This is a genomic window from Streptomyces sp. Ag109_O5-1 (genome assembly GCF_003814875.1).
GTDB classification, from domain to species: Bacteria; Actinomycetota; Actinomycetes; order Streptomycetales; family Streptomycetaceae; genus Streptomyces; species Streptomyces sasae.
Map to the genome: position 1 here is coordinate 1,736,795 of NZ_RKQF01000001.1, position 16,909 is coordinate 1,753,703.

General features: G+C 67.0%; 14 protein-coding genes. 8 read left to right on the forward strand and 6 right to left on the reverse strand.

The window, feature by feature from the left end; all coding sequences use genetic code 11:
* Window positions 1-195: 195 nt before the first annotated feature.
* Window positions 196-672, reverse strand: a complete 477-nt coding sequence (locus tag EDD90_RS07895) for a hypothetical protein (protein WP_123972394.1) — start codon at window positions 670-672, stop codon at window positions 196-198.
* 134 nt (window positions 673-806) lie between these two features.
* On the reverse strand, window positions 807-1,802 hold the full coding sequence (locus EDD90_RS58905) for a VWA domain-containing protein (protein ID WP_398924169.1): 996 nt from the start codon (window positions 1,800-1,802) through the stop codon (window positions 807-809).
* Between EDD90_RS58905 and EDD90_RS07905 the strand changes: the two genes are divergently transcribed.
* The 3 genes from EDD90_RS07905 to EDD90_RS07915 are packed head-to-tail and all read left to right on the forward strand — an operon-like array spanning window position 1,692 to window position 4,059.
* Entirely contained in the window at window positions 1,692-2,429 is a 738-nt protein-coding gene (locus EDD90_RS07905; RefSeq protein ID WP_123972395.1) for a hypothetical protein, read from the forward strand. The two genes, EDD90_RS58905 and EDD90_RS07905, sit on opposite strands and share 111 nt — an antisense overlap.
* Complete coding sequence (locus EDD90_RS07910; protein ID WP_123972396.1) at window positions 2,429-3,154, forward strand: hypothetical protein; 726 nt, start codon at window positions 2,429-2,431, stop codon at window positions 3,152-3,154. Before EDD90_RS07905 ends, EDD90_RS07910 begins: the two co-directional genes overlap by 1 nt.
* Before the next feature lie 2 nt (window positions 3,155-3,156).
* A complete protein-coding gene (locus tag EDD90_RS07915; RefSeq protein WP_123972397.1) occupies window positions 3,157-4,059 on the forward strand; it encodes a hypothetical protein in 903 nt (300 codons plus the stop codon).
* 123 nt (window positions 4,060-4,182) lie between these two features.
* On the opposite strand, the gene EDD90_RS07920 is transcribed toward EDD90_RS07915, so the two are convergent.
* From EDD90_RS07920 to EDD90_RS07930, 3 genes are all read right to left on the reverse strand, one after another.
* Entirely contained in the window at window positions 4,183-4,377 is a 195-nt protein-coding gene (locus EDD90_RS07920) for a hypothetical protein (protein ID WP_123972398.1), read from the reverse strand.
* Between the two features lie 98 nt (window positions 4,378-4,475).
* Window positions 4,476-8,897 carry a DUF6531 domain-containing protein gene (locus EDD90_RS07925; protein WP_123972399.1) on the reverse strand — a complete coding sequence of 1,474 codons (4,422 nt, stop codon included), beginning with the start codon at window positions 8,895-8,897 and terminating at the stop codon, window positions 4,476-4,478.
* A gap of 11 nt (window positions 8,898-8,908) precedes the next feature.
* A complete protein-coding gene (locus EDD90_RS07930) occupies window positions 8,909-9,214 on the reverse strand; it encodes a hypothetical protein (RefSeq protein WP_260327714.1) in 306 nt (101 codons plus the stop codon).
* A gap of 268 nt (window positions 9,215-9,482) precedes the next feature.
* Between EDD90_RS07930 and EDD90_RS07935 the strand changes: the two genes are divergently transcribed.
* Genes EDD90_RS07935 through EDD90_RS07945 form a run of 3 tightly spaced genes read left to right on the forward strand, consistent with a single transcriptional unit; the run spans window position 9,483 to window position 11,144 of the window.
* A complete protein-coding gene (locus EDD90_RS07935; protein WP_123972400.1) occupies window positions 9,483-9,917 on the forward strand; it encodes a hypothetical protein in 435 nt (144 codons plus the stop codon).
* Window positions 9,910-10,398 (forward strand): hypothetical protein, encoded by a 489-nt coding sequence (locus EDD90_RS07940; RefSeq protein WP_123972401.1) that lies wholly within the window; start codon window positions 9,910-9,912, stop codon window positions 10,396-10,398. The genes EDD90_RS07935 and EDD90_RS07940 overlap by 8 nt, the downstream gene beginning before the upstream one ends.
* On the forward strand, window positions 10,380-11,144 hold the full coding sequence (locus EDD90_RS07945) for a hypothetical protein (protein ID WP_123972402.1): 765 nt from the start codon (window positions 10,380-10,382) through the stop codon (window positions 11,142-11,144). The genes EDD90_RS07940 and EDD90_RS07945 overlap by 19 nt, the downstream gene beginning before the upstream one ends.
* 144 nt (window positions 11,145-11,288) lie before the next feature.
* On the opposite strand, the gene EDD90_RS07950 is transcribed toward EDD90_RS07945, so the two are convergent.
* On the reverse strand, window positions 11,289-13,874 hold the full coding sequence (locus tag EDD90_RS07950; RefSeq protein WP_123972403.1) for a helix-turn-helix domain-containing protein: 2,586 nt from the start codon (window positions 13,872-13,874) through the stop codon (window positions 11,289-11,291).
* A gap of 967 nt (window positions 13,875-14,841) precedes the next feature.
* On the opposite strand from EDD90_RS07950, the gene EDD90_RS07955 reads away from it, so the two are divergent.
* A complete protein-coding gene (locus EDD90_RS07955) occupies window positions 14,842-16,167 on the forward strand; it encodes a hypothetical protein (protein WP_123972404.1) in 1,326 nt (441 codons plus the stop codon).
* Window positions 16,164-16,694 carry a hypothetical protein gene (locus tag EDD90_RS07960; RefSeq protein ID WP_123972405.1) on the forward strand — a complete coding sequence of 177 codons (531 nt, stop codon included), beginning with the start codon at window positions 16,164-16,166 and terminating at the stop codon, window positions 16,692-16,694. The genes EDD90_RS07955 and EDD90_RS07960 overlap by 4 nt, the downstream gene beginning before the upstream one ends.
* Window positions 16,695-16,909: the final 215 nt, after the last annotated feature.

The window sequence follows — 16,909 nt, forward strand, 5'->3', positions numbered from 1 at the left end:
TGTTTCCCGGTCCGCGGGCGGGGCGGGGCCCCGGGTGCGGGCCCCGCATGGTCAACGGCGCCGGGTCACCCTCCTTCGGTGCGTTGTACGGCGGCCTGGTGGCTGTCCGGGGCCAGGGTGAGTTGGTTCATCTGTTGGGCGATGCGTGCGGCGTGCATGGCTGTGTGTCCCTTCTGTGCGGCGGCGGGTAGGCGGTCAGAAGATTTCGCCGTAGCTGCAGGTGCTGGCGTGGCCTTCGTCGCTGGCGAAGGTGTCCGGCAGGGTGTGTGGGTGCTCGGGGTCTTCCGGGGTGAGCGGTGGGCGGGTGAGGTGGGTGCCGAGGTCGGCGAGGTGTCGGATGGTGGCGAGGGGGACCTGGCCGGAGCATTCGGGGCAGGGGCCGAGGAGTTCGAAGGGTTCGTCTTCGTAGATCGGGAAGCGGGTGAGGAAGACGTACTTTTCGCTGGTGTCGGGGCAGGTGGCGGTGGCCAGGACCGGCTCGCCCGGGGTGGTGCGGCGCCGCAGCGGGTCCGGGGCGGTGGTGATCTGGTCCAGGTCGAGGCCGAGGGCGGCGGCCAGCCGTACGGCGGTGCGGGCGTGTTCCTCGCCTCGGTAGGGGCCGCGCGGGCTGACGGCGGTGTTGTGGCGGATGTAGTTGGCGGCGGTGTGGGCGCGTTCGGCGAGTGAGGCCATGGGGCTGGGCTCCTTCGTGATCGTGGTCGGTGCGAGGTTGGTGAGCGCCGCCCGTGCCCCTTAGGGCCAGGTGGGATCAAGCTTCGGTAGTGGCTCGGTGCCGCCCCTGCGGGGCCGGGGCGGCACCGGGTGTGTCAGGGGGTGGTGGCGGCGAGGGCGGCGGTGGCGGCCCTGCCGATCGCGGTGGCGGCCTGGGCGGGGTCGGCGAGTTCCAGGAGGGTGGTGCCGGGCAGGGGGCGGGGGTCGGGGTCGAAGGCGAGCCACAGCACCGCGCATCCGGTTGCGCGCATTGCGGTGATGCGTGCGGCCGCCCGGGCGGCTTCGCTGGAGCCGTAGTAGCCGTCGGAGGCGATCACCAGGAGGCGGCCTGCCCCGGGTTGGGTGAGGCCTGCTCCGGCTTCCAGGGCGTCGAGGGCCTCGGCGAGGCTGTGTCCCATCCCGCTGGCGTCGAACTCGGTGACCCGGTTGGGGGCGCGGCCCGGTGCGGTGATCGCGGTGACCGACCGGTCGTAGGCGACGGTCGCGCTGCGCGAGTCGGGGTCGGTGAGGGCGGTGGCCTTGGCCACGATCCAGGCGGCCGAGGCGATCGGTGCGGCGGCGAGGCTCATGGAGCCGGAGATGTCCACCGCGATGCCCACTCGCAGTGGCGGCATCGGGCCTGCCCGGTGCACCGTGTGCACCCAGGGGGTCGCCGTCGGGATCGCGCCTGCGGCCTTCTGCGCGTCGCGGGCGAGTGCCTGGCGCATGTTGAGGCGGCCGGGCGGGGCTGCCGAGGCGGTGACCGTGGTGGTGCGTTCGCGGTAGGCGGCGGCCCGTAGTGCGCGGGCGAGCTGCCCGGCGGCCGCCTTCTCGGCCCGGGTCGGCGGGCGGCTTCCGGTGACCGGGGAGCGGCCCCTGCTCTTGGTGGGGCCTTGCCGGGGGTGTGGGGGGTGTAGGGGCGTGCGCCGGGGGCGAAGACCTTCTCGGCCGTCTGTGCGGCTTGCCGTGCGTGGGCGGCCTGGGCTGCGAACGAGCCCGGCATGTGGGACAAGCTCGGGCACGCCATCGAAGATCTCGGTGAGGCCCTGGCCGATCTGCCGGGCCAGGTGGGCGACCTTCTGGCTGACGTCGGCGACTGGGTCAAGGCCCACGCGGACTGGATCACCGTCGCCGCCTCCGTCGTCGGCGTCATCGCCATCTTCTGCCCGGCGCTGGCCCCGCTGGCCATCGGGCTGAGTGCCATCGCGTTCCTGGCGCACGCGTCCGCCTACAGCGTGAGCGGCCTGTTCCCGCCCACCGGTGAACGCATCGGCAACTGGCTCACGCTGGGCGGTGACGCGCTCGGCATGGTGCCGGGTGTCGGTGCCGCGAAGTCGGGAATCATGGCGGGATTCAAGGCGGGACGGGCGACTGAGGGTGTCGTGGCAGGCACCAGGGTCGGCATCAAGACGGCCGGTACCGTGACGAAGAACATCATGAAGAATGTCGACCCGGTCGCCGCGGTGATCGACAAGCCGGTGATGGCCGTCGCGACGAAGCTGGGCGTCTCGCGCGATGCCGCCCTGACCGCCACTGAGGGAGTCCAGGCCGCCGCCATACTCACCTGGACCGCACCGACCGCGCTCAACGCCTACGCGACAAGCACCGGCCGGTACGACGCCGCCACCTGGGGCACCGGCGTGGCCAACGTCGCCACGGGCACCGGCGGCGGCAAGTTCGGCGGGCTCGTCGCCATCGGCAGCGCCATCGGCCTGGGTGCCTGGGAGCTGACGGACTGATGGCCTCCGCCGACGCACAGATAGCGCCTAAGCTTCCCGCGACCGCTGTCGCACTCGCCGACGAACCCGACCTCTGGTTCGAACTCCCTCCCGGCTTTATGGAGTTCGACCTCGCCGAGGACGCCGAGGCGCGCATGCTGAGGATGGCGGACGCGACCGACGCGCTCTTCGTCGCTGCCACGCCGGAGCAGAAGTTTAGCCTCGTCGTGTCGGGCGAGTACGTCCTCCAGACGATGATCGCGGCGGGTGCCGAGCACGTGTCCAGCTGCTTCCTTCGAATGAGCGACGGGGAGCTGTCTCAGGGCACGCTGTGTGTGCTCGTCGAGAGACCGGACACCGGGCTGCAGAGCCAGGACCGGCAGGGATCGGCCAGGCGCACGGCCGTGCAGTGGCGCGAGCTGTATCCGGACGCCGAGATCGGGCTGGTCATGCTGCCGTACGGCATCGCCGCCCTCTGCATACACGATCAGGACCTGCAGATACCCGGCGTGCTGTTCGGCCTGGACGACCCCATACCCGCCACGGTCCGGCAGCTGCAGCTGTGCCTGCCGCTGCAGACCGGCCCCGGCTCGGCCCTCTTCGTCTTCACGACCCAGGACATCGCACACTGGTCCGAGTACCTCGAGGTGCTCAGCGCCATCATGAAGTCGGTCTCGACGTACGAACCGCAGGGGGATGACAGGCCGGGACCGGACGGTCCGGCTGCTGGAGGAACGGAGACATGATCATGAGCGGCGTTGCCGAGGACGAGGCGAGCAAGAGGCGTACGCGATACCCCGTCCCGCTCGCGGTCGGCATCGGCTGCTACGTCCTCGCCGCGATCTCGGGCCTGTTCCTCCTGGCGGACGACTTCGGTCCTGCCCTGCTGGTGCCCCTGTGGATCGTGCACGGCGTACTGCTCATCCTGCTGGTCCGGAAGCTGGGGGCCAGGGAATCCAGCACGTACGCGGCACTGTTCATCGTGGCCGCCTCGCTGATGTCCGTGTACGTCGCCGCCATGGCCCGCGACGACCTCACACTTCAGCAGCGGGGCAAGAAGGTCACGGCCACCGTCCTGAAGAAGTGGCGCGACCCGGCCGAGGGGCGCAAGAACCGCGACTACAACTACGCACTGGAGCACCAGAACGGCACCAAGGTGCCGGGCCCCGCCATGAAGACGGCAAAGGATCAGTACGGCGTCGGCCAGAAAGTCACCGTGATCGAGGACCCCCAGGGCGAACTCCGCCCCCAGACGCCAGGCCAGGCGGACGCCACGGGCGAGGAACTCGGATCGGGTGCGTTCGCGCTTGCCGCACTCAGTGCCGTCGGCTGGATGACGTGGCGGGGATCGGACGCCGCCAGGCGGCGGGACGACGGCAAGCCGTCGGCCGGCATACGCAAGGCGTACAAGGCCGTCACCGGCAACCACACCACGCCGGAAGAACAGGAGGAACAACTCCGCGAGGCCCTGCGCACGTACCCCGCCGACCGCCGCGGCTACATCAAGGTCCAGCCCGAGGAGTACCCCGACCTGACGCAGCGCCGAGCCGCCCGGATCGCCTGGGAGACGGGCCTGCGCGCAGAGGCGGCGGGCAACCGGGGCTCGTGGCGCTTCAAGGAAACCGTGATCGAGGAAGTCCCGCACGACTGAGCGGCACGTGAGAGGCCACGAGCCACGCACTGTCAGTCCCAACAAGATGCCGGCCATTACCCCGCGCGTTTCTCTAATGCCGTGGAGGGAGCGGCGCTGGCAGCCTTGAAGCCGCCCGGAACGCTATGCCCTGAGGTAGAGCTGCTCGGCTTCGAGGATGAGGCTTCCCAGTGGATTGTCGTAGGGCCAGGAGTCGGTGATGACACGGCCGATGCCGCGCAGCCGCTGTGGCTTGGGCGGGAGCGGGGAGGTGGAGAGCTGTACGGCGACCCGCTCCAATTGCTCGCGGAGGGAGGTCAATTGCTGGGGGCTGCTCACTCGTCCGTGGCCCTCGGTGTGCCGTTGTAGTTCCTCATCGATTTCCGACAGGGCCTGTCGGGTCGCTGCGAGGGCTTTTTGTGCGGTTGATTCGGACACTATGGCTCCAGCAAGTCCCTGTCGGGGTCCAATACGTACGTCTGTTTTCCGCCGCCAGGGTAGCCGATGCCCTGCTCCGCGACGCGGCCCTCGATGATGGGCGCACCCGGGCGGATCTTCCATTGTTTGAGGAAAGTGAACTGGTTCCAGGACGCCTTGACGGCGACCTCTTCACGGGTGGCGGGCCATTGTGTCGTTAGATAACGCCCGCGCGCCCACGCGTTCTTGCCGTCGCAGAAGCGCATTCCGTAATCACTGTCGCCGGCCCGGCGAACCGTGATCGTGCCCTCCTCGAACGACTCCATGACCTGGATGCGGAAATTGCGCGGGATGCCGGCGTCGCGGAGGAGTTGTGCTGCTTCCCTGGTTCCTGCGTAGGGATCCAGGGCGCCGGTCTCGCAGGGGGCGAGTCCGAGCGGGTCGGCCCAGGACCGGGGGTCGGTCACGTAGGCGACGGGGTTGGGGGCTGGGGCGAGCCCGAGGGGATCGAGTGTGAGGTAGCGGCCCGTTTCCGGGTCGTAGTGGCGGAAGTAGTTGTAGTGGAGCTCGGTTTCGGAGTCGTAGTACTGGCCGGGGAAACGCAGAGGCGTGTAGGCCGCGCCGTCGGCGCCCCAGGAGGTCCTGCCCCACAGGGTGGAACGTGTGCGCCAGACGATGCCGCCGGATTCGTCGACAAGTTCTGTCGGTGCTCCGACGAGATCGGTGACGATCGCGAAGAAGCGGGAATCGATCTCCTCCTGCGGCGCGTCGAGGGTCGTGCGGCGTTCGGTCTGGGCGATGGGGCGCAGGCCGTCGTGATCCCAGGTGAGGACGACGGGATTGGGTGCCTCTGGCGTGAGGGTGGTCTGCTCGCAGAGGGTGGCGCCGTCCCAGGTGAACGTGGTCTGTTCGACGATGGTTTCGTTGTCGGCCGCCAGACGCTGCTTGGCTATGCGGCGGCCGAGGGCGTCGTAGAGGTAGCGCCAGCGGGTGCCATCTGGTGTAACGACCGATGTGAGGCGGTCTTCGGCGTCCCACGAGTAGTGCCAGGCGTCGGGCTTGTGCGACAGGCGGGTCTTGCGCCGGACGGTGACGCGGCCGGCCGCGTCGTGTTCGAAGCGCGTGTTGCCCGCCCGGACGAGACTCGTGCCCGTGTAGGCGCGCGGTCCGGTGGCTTCGTGACCCGGGTGTGCGGCGGGCCAGGAGGCTTCGGTCTGGTTGCCTGTCTCGTCGTAGGCGTACCGCTCGGTCCAGTCGGCCGCCTGGACAGTGGTCACGCGGCCGAGGGCGTCAAGGTCGAAACTGCGCCGGCCGTTGAGCTGGTCGTCGATGCCGGTGAGCAGGCCGTCGGCGCGGTAGGTGTAGTCGCGCCTCTGGAGGCTGGCACCTGTGGCGCGGTTCGTCGCCGACTGGGTGAGGAGCCGGCCGAGGTCGTCGAACGTGTTCGCCAGGGTGAGGGCGTTACCGATGTGCCGGTTCAGTTCCCGGCCGGCCAGATCGCGGTCGTAGCTGATCATGCGGCCGGCGCTGGTCCGTTCGATGCAGTTGCCGGCAGTGTTATAGCGCCAGGTGCTGGTCACGCCGGTGGGGGTGATGCGGCTGGTGCGGCGGCCCATGGCGTCGTAGCCGTACGAGATTGTGCGCCCATTGACGGTCTCGGCCAGCAGGCGTCCGGCGGCGTCGTGTTCCCGGACCACGGTCGCATCCGGTGTGACGGCCGTGGCGAGTTCGCCGTCGGCCGTGTAGGTGAAGGTGGTTGCCGTGTTGCCGTCCGTCTGCCGGATGATCCGGCCCAGCGCGTCCCGCTGGAAGCGGAGGGTCTGCCCGAGGGGGTTCGTGCGGGCGACGAGAGCGCCCGCCGGGTCGTGGACGTACTGGACGACACGGCGGTCGAAATCGGCCTCGGCCACGAGGCGACCGGCAGGGTCGTACTCATACCGCCAGGACAGTCCCAGCGGGTTGGTGACCTCTGTGAGGCGCAGTTCGGTGTCGTACGTGAAGGTGTGACGTGCGCCGTCCGGACCGGTGCGTGCACTCAGCAGGTCGAAGTGGGTGTACTCGTAGCGGTCCACGGCGCCCATGGCGTCGGTGTGGCTGACGCAGTTGCCCTCACCGTCGTAGGTCCACGACTCGCTGCTGCCATCCGGGGCGGTGCGGCGGGCGGGTTTGCCTTCCACCGTCCACTCGAAGCGGGTCACGTTTCCCAGGGGATCGGTGAGGGTGACGGGCCGTCCGAAGGGATCGCGTTCGTAACGGGTTTCCACATTGGCCGGGTCTATCGTCACCAGGGGCAGGCCCGCGCGGTCGCAGGTGATGCGCGTGCGGTGGCCGAGCGGGTCAGTGATGGACGTCAGATGCCCGGAGTTGTTGTAGGAGAAGTGCGTCGTCGCGCCGACGGCGTCTGCGACGGAGGTGCGGTTCCCGCGCTCGTCGTACTCGTAGCTCCAGATGCGACCCGCCGGGCCGGTCACCGTCGTCGGTAGGCCGAGGTCGTTGTACTCGACGCGGGTCATGCTGCCGTCCGGGCGGACGACTGACGTCAGCCGCCCGTGCTCGTCGTAGCGGTAGTCAGTGGCGTGTCCGAGCGCGTCCGCGGAAGTGGTCAGCCGGCGCTCGGTATCCCACTCCTGACGGGTGACGTTGCCGAGCGGGTCCGTCTCGCGGACCAGGCGCAGGGCCTCGTTGTGTTCGTACACGCGGGTATGGCCGACGGAGTCGGTCACCCGGGTGGTCCTGGTGACCGCGTCGTAGGTGAGGGCGGAAGCAAGTGCGTTGCCGGTGCCGCCGGTGGCGATCACGCGGCCCTGGTCGTCGTAGGTGTACCAGTAGGTGGTGGTGTTGCGGTCGGTCCAGGAGGTGATGCGGCCGTCGGCATCATAGGCGTAGCGCATCGGCAGGCCCGAGGAGTTGGTCTCCTCGGTCAGGCGTCCCTCAGCGTCGTAGCCGAAGGTCATCAGGGTGGTGCCGGGGGCGTGCGGGGCGGCGGGATCGATAAGGCGCAGGCCCGTGATGCGGGAGCGGGACCGGTCGTGGTCGATGGCGATGCGGTAGCCGCCCGAGTGCACTACGGCGGCGGGGATGTCGGCCCCGGTGTAGAGGACGGTGATGCGGTTGCCGTTGCGGTCCTGGATGTGCTGCAGGGGCAGGTCGACCGCCTCGTCGGCGGCTGCCGGGACCGGAGAGTGGAAGACGTGGGTCAGGCCGCTGTCGGGGTCGGTGATGCGGACTGCGCCGTCGGTCTCGTCGTCCCAGGAAAGCAGCAGTCGCGAGCCGGGCGTGCCGGGGCGGACGGGGGCGTTGGTTTCCGGGTCCGGCATCGGGAAGCAGAGGCGGGCCCCGTCCGCAGTCGCATAGACGAAGCCCTCGTCGTCGGCCTGCACACGCTGGTCCAGCGTCGAGGCCCAGGAGGAGCCGAACCAGCCGCCCCAGCGGTACGACGAGATGTGCGTGCGCTCCAGCACGAGCGGTAGGACACCCGGCAGCTGGACGTCGGTGCGGATCAGGGCCATGTCGCCAGTGGCGACGTCGATCGGGTCCCGCACGAACGTCTTGACCATGTTGCGGATCGAGGCGGGCAGCTTGTTGAAGCCCGGGTTCAGCTTCAGCCGCTCGAAGGCGGCGCAGTCCAGGCGCATACCCTTGCCCAGCTTGGCCAGGGCTGCCGGCCCCAGCGCCTTCAGGCCCTTGCCGAGCGCCTTGCCCAGCACGCCGAATCCGACGCCCATCAGCGCGCCCTCAGTGAGGATCCCGGCCAGTTTCTCCGGGTCCTTGAACGCGCCTGGGTCCTCCAACATGGTCTGGAACGCGGTGAACTCGATGCCGCCCTTGGCCATCTTGGCCACCTCGGCGACCCCACGGATCTCCTTGAGCGCCTTCAGCGCCCGCTCCACACCCCGGATGACCTCCATGACCTCACGGACCACGGAGCCCAGCGCGGTGCCCTCCTCCTCGATCCGGCCGACCAGCGCGACGACCTTCAGCGCCCGCTCCCCCGCCATCAGCGTGGAGGCCACCTCGGAGGCGCCCGCGGTGAGGATCGACAGCGCCAGGCCCGCGATCTCGAACTCGGCGATCTCCGCCAGCATCACACCGATCTCGGACAGCAGCTCATGCGCCTTATCGGCGAAGCCGTCCAGCGCCTTGGCGCCCTCGCGCAGCGAATGGGCCATTTCGGTAGCCTGCTTGCGGGCGCTCTTGGAGCGCTTGTGGAACGCCTTGGCCGCCTTGCCTTCCCACTCCACGTCCTTCACGGCACGTTCGGCGGCGGTTGCCGCGTCGTCCAGGCCCGAGGCCAAGTGCCGCCACTTCTTCGCGATCTCCCGCACCCCGTCCGGGTCCACCGCCGGATCCGAGATACCCAGGAACTCCAGGCCGCTGGCGATGGAGTCCCCGAACATGTGGTTGAACTTGTTGACGTAGTGAAACGGGTTGAGGTCGACCATGATGCTGCCGCTCAGCTCTTCTTCGCCGCAGCCGCGATCAGCACGTCCAACAGGTCGAAGGCGTCGGAGACCTCGCCGACCAACTTGGCCTCCGCCTCCCACTCCTCTTCCAGCTGCTTCGTCAGCCTGGTGAGGGTGTGCATGCCCTCGCGTATCTCGCCCGTCGCGCTCAGCAGCGAACCCAGCGCCCCCAGCGCGCCCAGGTCATCGGACTGCGCCTTGAACTCCTGCAACGGCTTGGCCGTGCAGTGCCCCACCGTCCGCAGCCCCGACGCCGCCTTGTGCATGGACGTGGCCTGCTTCTTCAGGTCCGACACGCCACCCACCCCCCGTACTTCACTCTGTGCACATGCCAACCCCAAGACACTATTGAGGAGGCCTATACAGAAGGCAAGGCGGCCTTCAAGCAGGAGTAAAATCGCCGCCCCTCGGCGTGCATCGTCCTGGACGGTCTGACGCGGGGGCAGTCCTGCCCGATGAGTTCCTCTGACATCCCATTGAAAGCGGTGCAGAAGACGGTGGCCTGCCCGCTACGTGGTTCTTCGGCTTCACATTGGGTCTGTTAGATAGGAGGGTTGGCGCCCCATGCGCAGCGTCCTGGAGGAAGTGCCAGACGAGTTGGCGCGCGAACTGTTCGCGCTGCTCGGCCAAGCCGACAAGCTCCCGATTGCCTTCACACCGGAGTGGACCGTGTCCCGGGCCGCCGCCCTGCTGCGCGATCTGCCGACCGCCGCCGTCGAGATCATCCGCGCCGCCGCGTCGGACGACGGCTGGGCTCCGGCCGAAGCGCTCCGCGGTCCCGACGGCAAGGCCTCCCTGCGCGGGCGGACCGGAGCGATCACCAAGGCGATCCAACGCGGAGCCACCCGCAAGGACTGGCCAGCAGACATACCCGCCCCCGTCCAGGCCCAGTATGACCCGAACATCCCTGCCTACCAACGGACTTCTGGTTTCCGCATGCACGCGGACTGCGTGCCCGTCTTCCGGGCAGCAATCGAACGGATCGACGCCGATGTCTGAGTTGTCCCGGGGGACGCCTCCCGCCCCGAGCGAGCTGCCTTCCGCCCTCGACCGTGAGCAGGTTCGCCTGCTACAGATCATCTCCATGCCGCTGCTCAGCGAGGGCAAGCCAGCAATGTGGGGCCGCGTGCTCGACCTCGCCGAGCACGGGGCGGGCATGAACGCGGAGACGACAGAAGCCGTCCTGCACTCGCTGCCGCGCGTCGGCGGCTCGAACCAGGTCGGGCTGAGTTACGGGTTCACGTCCGTACCCGAGCGCTACATGAACGAGACGAGCGAGATCCGCCCGACCGTGGCGGCCGGCCTCGTGCTCCCTGATCTCAAGATAATGGTCAGCAACCCGTTGCTCTCTGTCCTGCACCACATGGTCGAGCTGCACCTGAACCGCCCGATCGACCTGGTCGGCAGCGAGCCGATCCGCGCTGTGCTGCGTCCGGCGAGCTGGCCCAGACGATGCCCCGCATGCGGCCCGAGTTCATAGCCGTGCTGCCGGAGCTCTTCCAGTTCGAGCCATACATCCGGGCCGACGGCAGCTCGACCTCGCCTGACGGCGAGTGGGAGTGGCGGATCCAGCGCAACATCGTCGACTACAAGGGCGCGGACTCACTGGAGGCGTACGTGGCGAAGACCTCCGAGATGGTCAGCAAGTCCACCCGGTCGACGGTCTATCCGCCGCGCTCATCGCTGGGTCCGTTCACCTCGCCCGACTTCCTCAACGGGTCGTTCGACGGCCAAGTCGCGGTGGAAGTCAGCACGGCTGCCCCTCAGCCCGCGCAGAACCCCTCCGGGGAGACACGCGGGATGTACGTGAAGGAAGCGATCATCACCGAGTTGGAGGACCTCGACGGCGCCGGCGGCCCGCGGACCGACAAGCTGGTCGGGCTCCTGCGCGAGCTGAACTTCAACTATGCCAACAGCCAGCCGCTGGCCAGCAACAGCCTGCTCCGCGCAGTGATGGACCACGTCCCGCCCGGCTTCAGCTTCCCCATCGGCACGACGTTCGCCACGGTCGTCGCTCAGGCCAAGCGGGGTCAGTCGGACAAGAAGTACCTCAAGAAGCTCACCGACTTTCGCGACCAGGGTGACGACGTGATGCACCGACAGATAGACCAGCGACGGAGCCGGATCGACATGGACGACATGCCGCAGGCGGCGGCCGTCAACGCGATGCTCGACGGCATGGTCGTCGCGCTCCAGAAGAGCAAGGCGACCTCGGCCGCGCAGTAGCGCACAGGGCTGCGGACGTGGGTGACGTCCGCAGCCCTGGCAACGGGGAGCAGATCATCTCGTGCTGATGTGGGGTCATCCGTTGCCAGCCGTGCTGTCCGTCGCGTCCGACGTCGGAGTCGGGCCGACGGGCGCCATCGTCCCTCAGGGGGCATAACCGCCGGTCCACTCTTGTGTGTCCTGCTCTGTTCTGGCGTCATCGCGATGTGCCGTCGCTGGATCAGCACCTTGGCGGAAATGCTCATTGTCCCGGAGCGCCTTCTCCAGTGCCCGGCGCAGACCGAGGCGTTGGCCTTCCTGGTACGCACGGGTGTACTCGGCGTCGCCGAGTGATCTACGGGCATTGTCGAGACCGCGTTCCCGGTGGGCGGTCAGGAGGGCGAAGCCGAAGAGACGAGGAGTGCCGGACGGGTGCCACACGCGGTCCACGGCTCCCAGCAGAACCGCTGCCGAGCGTGCGTCGCCGTAGGAGGAGAGCACCCAGGCCAGGGTCTCGCTGAGGGTTGCTTCTCCCAGGTGTTCGTCGATCTTCCTGGTGAGCTGGAGCGCACGGTGGATGAGTTGCAGGGCAATCTCCGGCTGCCCAGCTTCACCGTAGTCGACGGCAAGAGCCCATAGCAGGTAGCACTGGTGCCACGTGTTTCCTTGGGTCTCGGACATCGCCAGGGCCTGTTCAAGCAGAGTGGTGGAGCGAGTGCGCTCGCCTTGGAGAACGGCGGCGAAGCCAAGTTGGGCGATGCACTGCTGCTGCGTCAACAGCGGGGCGGACCAGTGCCCGGTTGCCATGGCGGAGTTCGCGTGCCGTGTCGTGGTCTCCGTGTCCCCGGTGACCAGTGCTGCCAAGCTCCGCAGCTGTAGAAAGGCAGCGCCGAGTTCGGCCCTGGTCGCCCGGTGTGCCGAGGGGTTTGCACTGCCGGAAGCCGTGGGCATGTCGACCAGGGCTTGTTCGCTGCGGCTGATCACCTCGTGGGTGCTGTCGTGGTCTCCGTGGAGGAGCAGCAAGAAACCGGCCACCCATGCAGCTTGACACCATGTGACGGTGGTCTCGGGGGAGGGAGGCTGCGGGTGCCGTTCGAGGATCATTCGCATCCAGTGTGCGCCTTCACCCACATTAGCCGACGTCAGGCAGTGCAGCCAGAAACCGAGGGACGCCCGTAATACGGCCTCCGCGGGCTCACCGGTCGGTGGCGGCGCGGTGACGATCTGCCGCAGGTTGGGGTGCTCGGCACGCAGGCGACGCAGCCACTCGGCCTGTTCAGAGGAGCCGTACGCGATTCCGGCCTGTGCGGCAAGGTTGAGATACCACGCACGATGGCGACGCAGGGCGAGCTGCGCCCGACCGCTTTCTGCCAGGCGTTCCTGCCCGTATGCACGGACGGTTTCGAGCATGTGCAGGCGGGTGCGACCGCCTGTTTCGACGCGGGTGAGCAGCGACTTATCGACGAGCCCGGCCAAGGCTTCGAAAGCATCATCGGTTGCGGCGGAATCGGGGACTTCGCTTTCTTCGGCGCTTCCGCAGAGTTGCTCGGCATCGGCGAGCAGCACGCCGCCGGAACACAGCGACAGCTGCTGCCAGGCCGTTCGCTCGGCCTCGGTGCACAACTCGTAGCTCCAGTCGAAGACTGCGCGCAGCGCCTGGTGGCGAGGATGTGCCGTGCGGTCGCCTCCGCCGGGACCGAGCAGGCGGAACCGCTGGTCGAGCCGTTCCAGAAGTTCGTCGAGGGTCAGAGTACGCAGCCGTCGTGCCGCGATCTCCAGGGCGAGGGGCAGGCCGTCCAGCCTCTGGCACACACGAGCAACGGTGTGCCGGTTCACCTCGGTGCCCCGGAAACCCGGGGTGGCAGCCTCGGCACGGTCCACGAAGAGGGTCACGGCCGGAGAGGTCACGGGACCCTCGTCCACGACATCTGTCTCGTGCAGGCGCCCATCCACCAAAGCAGGCAGGCCCAACGGTCTCACCTGCAGCACATGCTCGGCACCGATATCAAGGGGCTGTCGGCTGGTTGCAAGAATGCGCAGTTCCGGCAATAGCGCAAGCAAGTCACGAACGGTGCGCACGCACCCCTCCAGCACATGCTCACAGTTGTCGAGCAGGAGGAGGACACTACGTCCCCGCAGCGCCCCGGCAAGCGCGGACAAGGGGTCCTGCCTCGCCCCGGCAACCACGCCAACGGCGGAGGCGACCGCTTCAACGACGGCGTGGTCGCTGCCGAGATCGGCCAGCTCCGCACAGTACGTACCGTCTGTGAATCGCTCGGCGACCTCGCGGACGAGTTGCTTGGCTAACCGAGTCTTACCCACACCGCCGATCCCGACCAGAGTGACAAGCCGGCACCGCTCCAGCAGCTCACCGCCAGCGGCCAGCTCAGGTTCGCGGCCCACGAAACTGGTGGCTTCCGCATGGCCGAAGTCATACGGAACGACGCGGTCAGCGTCGCCTTGCGTCTCGGACCCGTGCAGGTCACGCCGTACCCGTTCCCAGCGCCCGTCCCACGAGTGCGGATCCTTGCCGCAGGCGCGGACGTAGGCACGGAGAACCTCTCGGGTGGGCAGCCGCTGCCCGGCGGCGGCCTGGGAGAGCGTACTGGGAGAGAAATGAGCCGAATCGGCCATCTCCGAGTAAGTGAGGCCAGCCCTTTCCCGGAGTGCTCGCAGCTCTAGCGCGAAGCGTTCCAGCGGACCCGCCTGTGGATCGAGCGGCTGTTCCCGACGCCCCGGCCTGCCTGCCAAATCTGTCCACCTCCCCCGACGTTCAGATTGTTCGGTTGATTATGACTGCTCACGCAGAGTGGCGAACAACCCTCGCCGTCTCCGATGCTCAAGGCCAACCGCTCCGCAGAGCAGCCGAGGTCGAGGCAGGTGCGTCGGACTTGTCGTGCACTGCCGTGATGCGGCTGCTCAGCCGGCCCAGGAGGGCAGGCAGAGGCGTGTGCGGATGACGGCCGTCGGGCCGTCCGCAGCGAAACCTCACGATCAGAAGACGGAGACCACAGAGTCATGGATGCAAGGACGACGGAGTCCACGAATCCGTCGGATGTCGAGCACGGCGATTTGGTCATGGCGGCGATCTCGGGGGAGCAACGGTTCATCAGTGAGCCAAGGACCACTTCGGACTCCGGCAGGCCAGGGTCGTCGATATCTGAGATGGGGACGACGGGCGGCGTCGCGCCGCATCGGGCGGGTCCGGTCGGCGCTGACTGCCGGGCGACCATCCACCCCCACGCCGTCAGCAAGATCCGGTAGATCCGCACGGAGGGCTTCACGATACCCGCGCCGGCGAGGTGCTACTTAACCGCCGCGATACATGACGAGGGCAGGGCTTGACTAAGGACACCGCCCGAGCGCGTGTCAGCCGGAGCACGCCCACCCCCACTCACGGACTCGGTCACCGTTTCGATCGTCACGTCCGTACCGCCCTTCCAGTGCCGCCGCAGTAAATGCGGACACCTCACCTCGGTGGCCGGATCGCGCCGCCGCAGGTCACTGCGATCGCGGTAAGGTCCCTGCCGCAGAAAATCCGGCGTTTACCGCGGCAGAGCCCTGATAGTCGATTTGCAGCGGACGACCTCAGCCTAACCGGTGAGGTTCCATGTGCCAATCCGAAGCCGAGGCGTAGGCACTTGACAAAAGCGGTCACATCCCATGCAAGTCTTCACTATTTGCAACTACCCATCATCACTAGCAAGGAGGACGTCGAATGGAACTGCCACTGCAGCGTCGCGGAGAGGTGCACGAGGACATGGTGTTCTTTGCCATGCCCTACCAGAACAAGACCCTGCCGAACGGGAAGGAGGTCAAATTCGACGTCCTGTATCGGTACTTCAAGCGCTGGGTGGATGCATGGGGTCTGAAGGGTGAGCGCGCGGACGAGATGCCGGACACGACATGGAGTCCCCTGGATGCCGCATGGTCGGGGGTCGATCAGGCCGGCGTAGTAGTTGTTGATCTATCCGCCCCCTCGACTTCCGTGGCGATGGAGCTCGGCTGGGCGATGTGCCTGAACAAGCGACTGGTCGTTATCGCGCACCACGGAGCCGATCTTCCGACCAATGTCGTAGGACAACTTCGAGTCCAAACCTACTCTGATGATCTCGCAGGGCTCGATGAATTTGAGCCAAAATTTAAGCGTGAAATCGAGGTGGCTCGCGAGCGGCTAACCCCAGAGATGGGCCTCCAGAAGCTGACTCTGGGGCGAGCACTCGCTAGAGTAACAGTTGAGGAGGTTTCCTCTGATTACATCCGGGTCTGTGACGAGCGAGATCACCGCCGCATTGCCAAAATGTTCAAGTCCGACATGAGCTATGACGACTCGATCCCGGACCATATGTCCAAGAAGTTTCGCACTGGGGAATCCATCACGGGCTATTTTATCACCCGAGATGGCGTGCAGGTCTTCACGCAACGCGAGAGCGAAGAGAACCCTTGGGCCACCTGGGAAAGGGCCTATCGGCGTGGGCAGACCTATACCGCTCGCGTCACCGATGCGAATTACAATGGGGTATTCATTGAGCTACTACCCGAAGGAGGAAAGTCACGCCTGAAGTCGCATGAGATCCTGGGCCGAGAATTCAAGAAGTTCGACGAGGTCGAAGTTGCAATCGGGTGGGTTGACCGCGAGCGGCAACGTATCGACGTATCTATCGTCGATCACTCAACACCACTCCCAACGGAGCCGCCCAGGGGAGAATACCCACGGCAGGGAGACAAGGGGATCGGGACTGTGGTCGACATGCATGACAACCGCATTTACGTGCGTGTCAAGTTCGAAGAATATCCCAGGTATGCAATCTTGCACCGATCCATGATGCGTGAAGCATTGCAGCAAGAACTAGCCAGCGGTGCTATTCTCGTCGGCAGGAAAATCCCCGTAAGGGTCGCCGCGATCCTTCGATCTGCCCGAAACCCCCGCCAGTGGGATGTACGACTCGAAGAACTGGCAGAATCCGAGGTTCCTCTTAGGCTGGAAGCAAACGGCGAGTCTCAGGATGGTGCGCCAGCACTCGACGAGGCGGCAGAAGCATGACCGGCCGACACCCAAACCTCTCCCAGCGCTTATGGAACGATACTGTAAGCCCCCACGACTACTCAACTGTCGGAGGTGAAAAGTATCAGGCAGCCGTATTGGAACAGTACAAGCTCTACGTCGAAATGGCCGATCGGATCAGCTCACGTCGAAGTCTGACAAACACCTTCTTCGTGACCATCAACACAGGATTTCTCGCCGCGATGGGCGCCGTCAGCCGGTCGGCTCTAAGGGATGCGCCAGCCTGGGGCCTGACGCTGATCACCATAGTCGCTCTGTGCCAGTGCGCCGTGTGGTTCATGCTGATCCGCTCCTACAAGCAGCTCAACGGGGCGAAGTACAAAGTCATCGGTGAGCTGGAGAAGCGAATGCCGGCGCTGCTGTACTCGGACGCTGAATGGGCCGAGCTCGGCGAAGGGAAGTCGTTCCGGGACTACGCGCCGCTCACACACGTTGAGCTATGGGTGCCCGCGTCGTTCGCTGCGCTCTACGTGGTGACCGTCGGCGTTGTGCTCATCGCAAGGTGACCGGGCTGGTGGGCCGGCGCCGAAAGCGGGCCCACCGCTCCATGCCGGACAGGAACATCCTGTGGTCAAGCAACAAGCACCCCGGCCTGATCACCGACCAGGAGCCCGTATTCGAGCCGCTTATGCTGGAATTACTGGCTCGGTTGGGGATGGCGGCGGAGTACCGGACCCCAGCCGCGCCGGCGTAGCACCCTGCTCATCAGCTGGTCCAGAGA